The following is a 1,050-nucleotide window of genomic DNA, read 5'->3' as shown; positions in this document are numbered from 1 at the left end:
TTGTGGCGGGTGTTGGTTTTTTTAAGGGACGGGGGGGGGTGGCGCGGGGGGGTGCAGCGGTGGAGCGGGCGTGCCGTACGCGGAGCCCGCGACGGCGGGGGCGACGAGCAGACCCGCTGCGGCGGCGGCCACACAGGCCCGGCGGAACCGTATGTGCGTCGGAGTCACCACATTCCTCCTGCCGTACGGGGGCAAGGCACAGCGATCACGATCAGCCTAGGCTCGCGGCGGCCGGCCCGCGAGGCGAGCGGTCCGCTACTGCAGGGGCCTGGCACGGGCGATGACCAGGGCGACGTCGTCGTGGTCGTCCGGCCGGCGCAGGGAGTCCAGGAGCCGGTCGCAGGTCTCCTCCAGCGGCCGGCCGGTGTCGGCGAGCAGGGTCAGGAGGAGGTCGAGGCGTTCGTCGATGGGCTGGTCGCGGGTCTCGACCAGGCCGTCGGTGTAGAGCACGAGTTGGTCGCCGGGCTCCATGGACACGGTGGTGGCCTCGAAGGGGATGCCGCCGACGCCCAGCGGTGCGCCGGTGGGCAGGTCGAGGAGCTCCGGGGTGCGGCCGGCGCGGATGAGGACGGGCGGCAGGTGTCCGGCGACGGCCACCCGGCACCGGGCCCGGTGCGGGTCGTAGACGACGTAGACGCAGGTGGCGATGGTCTCTTCGAGGGCGGCTGTGGTGCGGTCGAGCTGCTGGAGCACCTGGGGCGGGTCGAGGGCGAGTTCGGCGAGGGTGCGGGTCGCGGTGCGCAGCTGTCCCATGCTGGCGGCGGCGTTGATGCCGCTGCCCATGACGTCGCCGATCACGAGGACGGTGGTGTCGTCCGGGCCGGCGATGGCGTCGAACCAGTCGCCGCCGACCCCGCCACCGCCCCGCGCCGGCCAGCCGCAAGCCCCGCGCCCCCCCGCCCCACGCGCCCCCCTCACCGGCCGCCCCCACCCCCACCCCGCTGCGCCACAGCATGCCCTGCCGGCCCAACGCCGCGGCCAGCTTCGCACCTCTCCGCACCGCCACCCCCACCCTCCACGATATCGCCCGCGACACACGACAAGAGCCAC

General features: G+C 74.6%; 1 pseudogene. It reads right to left on the bottom strand.

Going from position 1 to position 1,050, the window contains the following annotated elements:
• Nucleotides 1-255: 255 nt before the first annotated feature.
• Nucleotides 256-855, bottom strand: a pseudogene (locus PV721_RS43525) (PP2C family protein-serine/threonine phosphatase); the annotation flags it as partial.
• Nucleotides 856-1,050 lie beyond the last annotated feature (195 nt).

The sequence above is a fragment of the Streptomyces sp. MB09-01 genome (genome assembly GCF_033794505.1).
Classification (GTDB): domain Bacteria; phylum Actinomycetota; class Actinomycetes; order Streptomycetales; family Streptomycetaceae; genus Streptomyces.
Note: the sequence above shows the minus strand (reverse complement) of the source record. Positions and strands in the feature narration are given on the sequence as shown.